General features: G+C 72.1%; 9 protein-coding genes. 5 read left to right on the forward strand and 4 right to left on the reverse strand.

Annotated features, from left to right (window positions below):
• Positions 1 to 11: 11 nt before the first annotated feature.
• The 3 genes from ACRX5S_RS34405 to ACRX5S_RS34415 are packed head-to-tail and all read right to left on the reverse strand — an operon-like array spanning position 12 to position 1,922.
• A complete protein-coding gene (locus ACRX5S_RS34405) occupies positions 12 to 821 on the reverse strand; it encodes a DUF3710 domain-containing protein (protein WP_436777133.1) in 810 nt (269 codons plus the stop codon).
• 1 nt (position 822) lies between these two features.
• Entirely contained in the window at positions 823 to 1,344 is a 522-nt protein-coding gene (dut, locus tag ACRX5S_RS34410; RefSeq protein ID WP_436777134.1) for a dUTP diphosphatase, read from the reverse strand.
• Entirely contained in the window at positions 1,341 to 1,922 is a 582-nt protein-coding gene (locus tag ACRX5S_RS34415) for a PaaI family thioesterase (RefSeq protein ID WP_436777135.1), read from the reverse strand. Before ACRX5S_RS34415 ends, dut begins: the two co-directional genes overlap by 4 nt.
• 208 nt (positions 1,923 to 2,130) lie before the next feature.
• Between ACRX5S_RS34415 and ACRX5S_RS34420 the strand changes: the two genes are divergently transcribed.
• Positions 2,131 to 3,015 (forward strand): SDR family oxidoreductase, encoded by an 885-nt coding sequence (locus ACRX5S_RS34420; RefSeq protein ID WP_436777136.1) that lies wholly within the window; start codon positions 2,131 to 2,133, stop codon positions 3,013 to 3,015.
• A gap of 412 nt (positions 3,016 to 3,427) precedes the next feature.
• On the forward strand, positions 3,428 to 3,889 hold the full coding sequence (locus ACRX5S_RS34425) for a DUF3093 domain-containing protein (protein ID WP_436777137.1): 462 nt from the start codon (positions 3,428 to 3,430) through the stop codon (positions 3,887 to 3,889).
• Positions 3,890 to 4,244: 355 nt separating this feature from the next.
• Here ACRX5S_RS34425 and ACRX5S_RS34430 read toward each other — a convergent pair whose 3' ends face one another.
• Positions 4,245 to 4,541 carry a DUF4193 domain-containing protein gene (locus tag ACRX5S_RS34430; RefSeq protein ID WP_358354210.1) on the reverse strand — a complete coding sequence of 99 codons (297 nt, stop codon included), beginning with the start codon at positions 4,539 to 4,541 and terminating at the stop codon, positions 4,245 to 4,247.
• Between the two features lie 228 nt (positions 4,542 to 4,769).
• Between ACRX5S_RS34430 and ACRX5S_RS34435 the strand changes: the two genes are divergently transcribed.
• From ACRX5S_RS34435 to ACRX5S_RS34445, 3 genes are all read left to right on the forward strand, one after another.
• Positions 4,770 to 5,288 carry a gamma carbonic anhydrase family protein gene (locus ACRX5S_RS34435; protein ID WP_436777138.1) on the forward strand — a complete coding sequence of 173 codons (519 nt, stop codon included), beginning with the start codon at positions 4,770 to 4,772 and terminating at the stop codon, positions 5,286 to 5,288.
• 67 nt (positions 5,289 to 5,355) lie between these two features.
• A complete protein-coding gene (locus ACRX5S_RS34440) occupies positions 5,356 to 6,333 on the forward strand; it encodes an ABC transporter ATP-binding protein (RefSeq protein ID WP_436777139.1) in 978 nt (325 codons plus the stop codon).
• On the forward strand, positions 6,330 to 7,532 hold the full coding sequence (locus tag ACRX5S_RS34445; protein ID WP_436777140.1) for an ABC transporter permease: 1,203 nt from the start codon (positions 6,330 to 6,332) through the stop codon (positions 7,530 to 7,532). Before ACRX5S_RS34440 ends, ACRX5S_RS34445 begins: the two co-directional genes overlap by 4 nt.
• Positions 7,533 to 7,571 lie beyond the last annotated feature (39 nt).

The raw sequence follows: 7,571 nt of genomic DNA on the forward strand, positions 1-7,571 counted from the left end.
CCGGGTGCGCGCTAGCGGACCTCGGTGATCTCCGGGCCGCGCGAGAACGGGTTCAGGTCGCCGCTGTACGGGTTCTTCCCGGAGTCGTCGGCCTCCTGCGCGGTCGGCGGCGCGACACCGCTCGCCGGGTCGATCTGCGCGTTGTCCGGCAGGCGCAGCAGGATCGGGTCGCGGGGGGCCATCGGGTCGCCGCCGCGCACGATCACCGTCTCGCGGAAGATGCGCTCCAGGTCCGCACCGGTGTCCGCGTCCACCGCGGCGCGGCCGGAGATGACCCCGCGCAGGAACCAGCGGGGGCCGTCGCAGCCGACGAACCGCACGAGCTGCGCACCCTGCGTGCCGTCCGGAAGCTGGACGGGCACCTGCGCCCGCAGCTCCCAGCCGAGCCCGCCGTCCAGCTCGTCGACCAGGCCGCCCTGCTGCGTGATGCCGCTCGCGATCTCCTTGCGGATCTCGTGCCAGATCCCCTCGCTGCGCGGCGCCGCGAAGCCCTGGAGCTGCACGGCGCTGTCGCCGAGGATCACGGTGGCGGCGATGATCAGGTCGTTGGCGACCTCGACGCGGAGCTCCATGCCCTCGACCGCGGGCACCAGCAGGCCGCCGAGGTCGATGCGGCCCTCCTGCGGGTCGTCGAGCTCGTCCTCGTCCCACGGCCCGTCCGGGCGGGGCGCGGGCGGCAGCGGGCGGTTCAGCGCCTCGTCGTCCTCCAGCGCGTCGGCCGGCCCGTCCTCCGCGGCCTCGTCCTCGTCGGCGGCGAGGTCGTCGTCGAGTTCGTCGACGGGCTGGTCGGCTTCTTCGTTGCGTCGGCGACGTCGGAACACGTCAGATCCCTTCCCTGTCGGAAGCCGAGTCCTTCACTGTGACGGCACCGGCGTAGGTGCCGTTGTCCGCGACGGCGGCGTGGCCGCCGGTCGATCCGAAGCCGCTCTCGGCCCGGTCCGAACCCGGCAGGACGCCGACCTCGTGGAATCTCGCCCGCTCGACTTTCTGCACGACAAGCTGGGCGATCCGGTCACCGCGGCGGAACGAGACGCTTTCGCGCGGATCGTGGTTGACCACGATGACCCTGATCTCGCCACGGTATCCCGCATCGATCGTGCCCGGGGCATTCACCAGCGACACCCCGCAACGTGCCGCGAGTCCGGAACGCGGGTGGACGAACGCCGCGTAGCCGTCCGGCAGCGCGACGGCGACCCCGGTGGGCAGCACCGCCCGCTCCCCCGGGCCGAGCTCGGCGTCGACGGCGGTGACCAGGTCCGCGCCCGCGTCGCCCGGATGGGCGTACGACGGCAGCGGCAGCTCGGGGTCGAGCCGCCGCACCAGGATGTCCACGGGGGCGCTCACGGGTTCACCTCGAAGGCTCGTGCGGCCTTGACGACATCGGGGTTGGCCATCGCCCGCTGAACGTCCTCGGCGCGCCCGTTCGACACGAAGTGCTCGAACCCGACGGCGATGAACAGCGAGGACGCCTCGACCGCGACGGGGCCGTCCGGCGCGTCCAGGCGTCCGGTCGCCCGAGCGAAGATCTTGCGGCCCTCCACACCGGTGCACCACGCGTGGATGTACAGCGTCGAGCCCACCGGCACCGGGCGGCGGAAGTCCGTCTCCAGGCGCGCGGTGACCGCGGGCTGGTGCAGCAGATAGCCCAGCGCACCCAGCGCCTCGTCGAACGCGCAGCTCAGCAGGCCGCCGTGGGCCAGGCCCGGGGCACCCTGGTGGCCGGTGCCCACCACGAACTCGGTGTTCACACTGACGCCCTCGCCGACCCGGGTGCGCAGCCGCAGGCCGTTCTCGAGGTCCTCGCCGCAGCCGAAGCAGCCGTCGTAGTGCTCGCCCAACTCGGTGCCCGGCGGAGGTGCGCTCGGATGCGGCCCGGGCACCGTGGCGTCCGGGGCCGGGGTCAGGGATGAAGGTCGACTCACCCGGGGGACATTACTGCCTTTCACCGGTCCGACGGTGTCCAGCCCGCCGCGCGGCGGCGGCGTCGCGCGCGGCGGACGGCGCGGGCCCGCGGGTGGTGGGCGGCGCGGGCCCCGCACTACGGTCATGGGCCGGGGCCCGGGGCGGCACGGGTCGCTTGGGCGGGCGGGCGTCCACCGGGTGGGCAGGCGGCAGGACGGAAGGACGCACATGACCAAGAGCGTGGTCGTGACGGGCGCGACCGGCGGCATCGGTCTCGCGACCGCTCTGGAGCTGGCCCGCGCCGGTCTCGACGTCATCGGGACCGCGCGCTCCGAGGACAAGGCGCAGCGGCTGCGGGAGGCCGCCGAGCGCGACGGGCTCGGCGTGCGGACCGTCCTGCTGGACGTGTGCGACGCCACCTCGACGGTGCGGGCCTTCACCGAGATCGCCACGATGACCGGCGGCGGGCCGTGGGCCGTGGTCAACAACGCGGGGTTCGCACAGCCGGGCGCGGTCGAGGACGTCGACGACGAGCAGGCCCGCCTGCAACTGGAGACGAACCTGATCGCGCCCGCGCGGATCGCCCGCCTGGTCCTGCCGCAGATGCGGCAGCGCCGCAGCGGGCGCATCGTCAACATCTCCTCGATCTCCGGGCGCGTCTCGGCGCCGTTCCTCGGCTGGTACTGCGCGAGCAAGCAGGGCCTCGCGGCGGTGTCCGACGCGCTGCGCATCGAGGTCGCGCAATTCGGCGTGAAGGTCGTGCTCATCGAGCCGGGCAGCTTCGGCACGGACATCTGGGAGCGCAGCATGAACCGCCTTCCGCCGCGCAAGAATTCGGCCTACACCGAGTCGTACGAGATGGCCGACGACATCCTCCGCCGCTCCTCGTCCCTCCCCGCCCCCGGCCCCGTGGCCCAGGCCGTCCGCCACGCCCTCCTGACCCCGCGCCCCCGCCCCCGCTACCTGGTGGGCACCGACGCCAAAACCGGCGCCCTACTGGACGCCCTGGCCCCCCGTGCCCTCTCCGACTACGCAAAAGGCGTGGCAACCGGCGTCCGAACCCCTCCCGACCGAGTGGTCCGCCTACTGTCCAAGGTCACCGGCCGCCGCTGACCACACCGCCCTCCCCGGATCCCCCACCGCGCCCCGGCCCCGAAACGGAGCGCGAGCGACACCCCCGGCCCCGGAGCTCGGACCCGCCCCGTGGCGCGGACTCGATCGCCACAGAATCCGCCACAGCCACCGAGAGCGGTTCACCGTCGGCGGCCCTTGCCCACGAGGCCGAGGGGGACCCGGGTCGACCGTCGCTGTCGTGCGTCCCGGCGCACCTCGCCGTCGCGGTCGCCTACCTGCCCAGGCTGTGCGCCCCCAGGGCCTCTCGGCACCCCGCCGCGGACCGGACCGCCCTTGAAACGCGGGCCTGCGCGGGTGCCGAAGCCGCTTCGCTGCCCGCGACGCCGCCCGGCGGGACGCGCGCGGGTGGGGGTGGTGGTGGGGCGGGCGGCGAGGATGACAGGCTTGGGGTATGCAGGCGTATAGCGAGCGGCTTGTGGTGCCGACTTCCTGGTGGGGGCTGGCGGCCGGCGCCGGGTTGGTCAGTGGGCTCATGCTGCTGCCCGTCGGGCCGGTTGCGGCGGGGTTCGCGGTGCTGGTGGGGGCGGCGCTCGGGGCGTGGGCGGTCGGGAGCTACGGGTCGGCGCGGGTGCGCGTGACCGACGGGTTCCTGGAGGCCGGCCGGGCCCGGCTGCCGTTGGCGGCGCTGGGGGCCGCGTCGCCGCTGGACGCCGACGAGGCGCGGTCGCTGCGCATGGAGGGCGCCGACCCGCGCGCGTTCATGCTGCTGCGCAGCTACGTGCCGACGGCGGTGCGCGTCGACGTGAGCGACCCGGACGACCCGACGCCCTACCTGTACCTCTCGTCGCGCAATCCCGCCCGCCTGGTCGAGGTCCTCGACGCGGTACGCCGCCGCAACGCCGCCCAGGGCTGAACCGGCCCACCGGAGGCGCCCGGCGCTTTCCGCACCGCGGCCCGCGCGTTTCGGCTACCGCGCACACGGCGCGTGAGCGGCGCGTACCGGCGCGCAGGGTGCGGACGCGGAAGAACGCCCGCCGGGGGTGCGGCGGACGTCCCATATCTTCGGCCTTGAGGCCTTCGCGCCTCCTGCGGCGGAGGCGTTCGCAAATGCTGTGGAGGCACGTGTGCCACGTGCCGGATAGTGCTTCGCTGTGCTCGTATCGATCATCGGCAGGGGCGGTCCGCTCCTGCCAGGACCCGGTCGCGTGCGCAGGGTTCCGCTTGCCGATGATCGATCCTGAGCAGGCCCGAGGCCCGAGGATCGGACGTCAGGCGCAGTCGACGCAGATCTGCTGGCCGTCCTTCTCCTTGGCCAGTTGGCTGCGGTGGTGCACGAGGAAGCAGCGGGCGCAGGTGAACTCGTCCGCCTGCCGGGGCAGCACGCGCACGGACAGCTCTTCGTTCGAGAGGTCCGCACCCGGCAGCTCCAGACCTTCGGCCTGGTCGAACTCGTCGACGTCGACCGCGCTGGCGGACTTGTCGACGCGCCGGGCCTTGAGCTCCTCGATGCTGTCTTCGTTGACGTCGTCGTCGGTCTTGCGTGGAGTGTCGTAATCAGTCGCCATATACCTCTCCCCCTCCGGGTGGATCTGCTTGCCGATGCGTCCGTTGACGCTGCCTTCAGCGCTCGTAACGCATCAGGGGCCGGAGTTGTGCCCGACCTGAGGCGCAGATTCTGCCTCATAGCAAGGCTTGTTACTCAATCGACACCCAACCGAACCCCCGAAGGGGTGACTTGGTTGGATGGGTGGCCCACTGTAACTCTCCATGATGGCCGGTAACCAGGAGGAATCGTGACGGTCTACGCGCTTGGTGAACAAGTACCCGTCGTACACCCGGATGCCTACGTCCACCCCGATGCCGTGGTCATCGGAAGCGTGGAAATCGGCGCCGGGTCGACGGTGTGGCCGTCCGCGGTGCTCCGGGCCGACTACGGCCGGATTGTCGTCGGGGAGCGTACATCGATCCAGGACGGATCCGTTCTCCATGTGAGTGCGGGTCTGGTCACACGTGTCGGCAACCGCTGCGTCGTAGGTCACCTCGTGCACCTCGAAGGGTGCACGATCGAGGACGACTGCCTGGTCGGCAACGGCGCGATCGTGCTGCACGAGGCGGTGGTGCGCACCGGGGCGCTGGTGGGGGCGGGAGCGTTCATCGGGAACCGCGTGGAGGTGCCGTCGTACGCCATGGCCTTGGGCGTACCTGCGAAGATCCGCCCTGACGCGGTCAAGCCGGGCGCCTTCGACATCGCGGTGCGGCAGTACGTGGAGAACGGGCAGCGCTTCAAGGAGCAATTGCGCCGCATCGACTGACACACTCCTCTCGGCCGCCGCCCGGGACCTACTCCGACCAGGGAGACCAAGGAGACCAGGGAGAACAGTGCTCGACCTCGCAGGACTCGGAAAACGTTTCGGAGAAAAGGTCGTTTTGCGCGACCTGTCGTTCTCCGTCGCCCCCGGACAGATGTTCGGGTTCGTCGGAACCAACGGCGCCGGCAAGACCACGACAATGCGCATCGCCATGGGGGTGCTCGCCACCGACGTCGGCGAGGTCCGCTGGCACGGCTCCCCCGCCAATGCGGCCATACGCAGGCGCTGGGGCTACATGCCCGAGGAGCGCGGCCTCTACGCCAAGATGCGCATTCTCGACCAGCTCGTGTACTTCGCCGAGCTGCACGGCATGTCGCGTGCGGACGCCCGGGCCTCGGCCACGGAGTGGCTGCGCACGCTCGGGGTGTCCGGCACCCCGTCCGACCGCCTGGAGACACTCTCGCTCGGCAACCAGCAGCGCGTGCAGCTCGCCGCGGCCCTCGTGCACGAGCCGGAGCTGCTGATCCTGGACGAGCCCTTCTCCGGCCTCGACCCGGTCGGCGTCGACGTCATGGCCGCCGCGCTGCGCGGCCGCGTCGAGCAAGGCGTGTCCGTGGTGTTCTCCAGCCACCAGCTCGACCTGGTCGAGCGACTGTGCGACGCGGTGGGGATCATCAAGGACGGCCGCATGCACGCCGTGGGCACCGTCCAGGAGCTGCGCGGCGACAACCGCGCGGTGCGCTACCGCGTCGCGGTCGACACCGACGGCGGCACCGAGAGCGGCCGCACCGGCGGCGGCACCGGCAAGGCGTGGGCCGAGGCGGTGCCCGGCGTGACCGTGCTCGCCGACGACACCGACGGCACCCTGGTCGAGCTGGCCCAGGGCACCAGCGAGCAGGGGCTGCTGGACGCCGCCCGGGCCGCCGGGCGGGTGCGCGCCTTCGCGCCGGTGAACCCGTCCCTGACCGAACTGTTCCGCGAGGTGGTCAACGGGGACGCGCAGGCCCCGTCAGAGGCCGCCACAAGCCGCGAGGAGGCCCGCGCGTGACGTCCCCGAGGGTCGTGGACCCCACCGAGCGCTTCTGGACGTCTGTGCGGCTGGTGGCGCGCCGCGAGTTCGTCGAGCGCATCCGCGACCGCGGATTCCTGGTGTCGGTCGCGGTGATGCTCGTGGTCCTGCTGGCCGCGGTCGCCATCCCGGCGGCGGTGAGCGGCGGGGACGACAAGTACGACATCGCGTTCGGCGGCCCGCAGGCCAACCGCCTCGGCCAGGTCGCGAGCGCCCAGGCGCAACTGCTGGACACCGACGTCGTGGTCAAGGGGTACCCGGACGACGCGGTGGCGGAGAAAGCCGTGAAGGACGGCGACCTCGATGCGTACGTCACCGGCGGCCGCATCGTGGTGGACCGCGAACTCCCGGACCGGCTCGCGGCGGTGCTCCAGAGCGCGTACGCGACCGTCGAGCGCGACAACCGCCTCACCGCGCAGGGCATCGACGCTATGGCCGTGGACCAGGCGATGCAGGTCCAGCCGCTGGCCAAGCAGACCCTCGACCCCGACGCGGACGAGCGCCAGGCCCGCAAGGGCATCGCCTTCATCGGCGTGATCATGCTCTACGGCATGCTCATGCTCTTCTGCATGTGGGTCGCCAACGGCGTGGTGGAGGAGAAGTCGAGCCGCATCGTCGAGATCCTGCTCGCCGCGGTGCCCGCCCGCGCCCTGCTCACCGGCAAGGTCATCGGCATCGGGCTGCTCGGCCTCGCGCAGATGGCCCTCACGGCCGTCGTGGGCCTCGGCGCGGCGTCGGCGCTGGACACCATCGACCTGAGCGGCTCGATGATCTATCCGGCGGCGCTGGTGGTGGCGTGGTTCGTGCTCGGGTACGCCATCTACGCGTGCATGTTCGCCGCCGCGGCCGCGCGCGTGTCGCGCATGGAGGACCTCCAGAACGTCATCACGCCGATGACATCGCTGCTGATCGCCTCGTTCTTCCTGGCCATCTTCCTGAGCCAGTCCGGCGGTGCCTTCGCGCAATTCCTGGCGTACGTACCGCCGTTCTCCGCGATGCTGCAACCGGTGCTCACCGCCAGCGGCGAACTCGCGGTCTGGCAGAACCTGTTGGCGGCGGCCATCGCGGTGGCCGCGCTGGTGTGGCTGATGTCGGCGGCCGCGCGCATGTACGAGGGCGCGGTGCTGCGTACCGGCGGCAAGGTCTCGGTCAAGGACGCCTGGGGAAGCCGCTCCTGACCCGGACGGCCGCCCCCGCAGACGCGAGAGCCCCGGGCG

Origin of the sequence: Yinghuangia sp. YIM S09857 (genome assembly GCF_051388915.1) — a bacterium.
In the GTDB taxonomy this organism is placed as follows: domain Bacteria; phylum Actinomycetota; class Actinomycetes; order Streptomycetales; family Streptomycetaceae; genus Yinghuangia.

Excerpts from the sequence above, each read along its gene's own strand:
- ACRX5S_RS34420 (WP_436777136.1), top strand. The coding sequence starts at position 2,131 with ATGACCAAGAGCGTGGTCGTGACGGGCGCGACCGGCGGCATCGGTCTC.
- ACRX5S_RS34425 (WP_436777137.1), top strand. The coding sequence starts at position 3,428 with ATGCAGGCGTATAGCGAGCGGCTTGTGGTGCCGACTTCCTGGTGGGGG.
- ACRX5S_RS34430 (WP_358354210.1), bottom strand. The coding sequence starts at position 4,541 with ATGGCGACTGATTACGACACTCCACGCAAGACCGACGACGACGTCAAC.